This is a genomic window from Ensifer sp. Root142, from assembly GCF_001426785.1.
In the GTDB taxonomy this organism is placed as follows: Bacteria; Pseudomonadota; Alphaproteobacteria; order Rhizobiales; family Rhizobiaceae; genus Ensifer; species Ensifer canadensis.
This window is the reverse complement of record NZ_LMFK01000010.1, coordinates 1-862: the sequence shown is the minus strand read 5'-3', so window position 1 is coordinate 862 and position 862 is coordinate 1. Positions and strand designations below refer to the sequence as shown.

The 862-nt window shown below is 59.7% G+C and carries 2 protein-coding genes; both read right to left on the bottom strand.

Annotation, left to right across the window (positions count from 1 at the left end; genetic code table 11):
• Positions 1-366, bottom strand: a 366-nt coding sequence (locus tag ASD52_RS11125; RefSeq protein ID WP_156612962.1) for a TetR/AcrR family transcriptional regulator, incomplete at its 3' end; no start/stop codon positions are given.
• 3 nt (positions 367-369) lie between these two features.
• Positions 370-843, bottom strand: a complete 474-nt coding sequence (locus tag ASD52_RS11120; protein WP_057224433.1) for a nuclear transport factor 2 family protein — start codon at positions 841-843, stop codon at positions 370-372.
• Positions 844-862 lie beyond the last annotated feature (19 nt).

The window sequence follows — 862 nt, the reverse complement described above, 5'->3', positions numbered from 1 at the left end:
ATCCCTGACCCGATCGCTGAAGCGGTTCCGGACGTTGTCCAGTGCAAACGCGCCAATGAGGCATACACGGCGGCCGGAGCGAAAGTAGCCGGCAACCGAGCTACACATGCTGGTGATTGCGGAACGCGGATCGTCCGCGCTCCTTAGCGGCTCGAAGACCTGCGTCGCGAACCATTCGTCGATCTCGCCGAGCACGGCTGCGGCCATCTCTTCCTTCCCGCCGGGAAAGAAGTGATAAAGGCTTCCCTTTCCGAGGCCGGTCTTTTCGGTGATGGTCGATAGGCTTGCACCGTCGAAGCCATACTCCCGAAAGATCTCGGCGAGGGATGGGATTACGTCCGAGCGCTCGGCGACGATCTTTGGCATGTGCTACAGTCCCAATTCGGAAAGTCCCGGGTGGTCSGCTGGCCTGGGCCCAGRCCGATCCCAGAAGAATTTGCGTTCAGATTCTTCGATCGGCAGATCATTGATGCAGGCATAACGGTGGTGCATCAGCCCGTTTTCGTCGAACTCCCAGTTTTCGTTGCCGTATGCCCGGTACCAGTTCCCGGAGTCGTCGCGGTACTCGTAGGCGAAGCGCACCCCGATGCGGTCGCCGTCATGAGCCCACAGCTCCTTGATCAGCCGGTATTCGAGTTCTTTTGTCCACTTCCTCGCCAGGAACTCGACGATACGTTCGCGTCCTTGGACAAATTCCGCGCGGTTACGCCAATAGCTGTCGACGCTGTAGGCGAGGGACACGCGGTGCGGATCGCAACTGTTCCATCCGTCCTCTGCAGCTCGGACTTTGGCCGCTGCCGATTCGCGGGTGAAAGGGGGCAGTGGTGGGCGTTGTTCAGTCATGGTCATGATCTCCAGATCC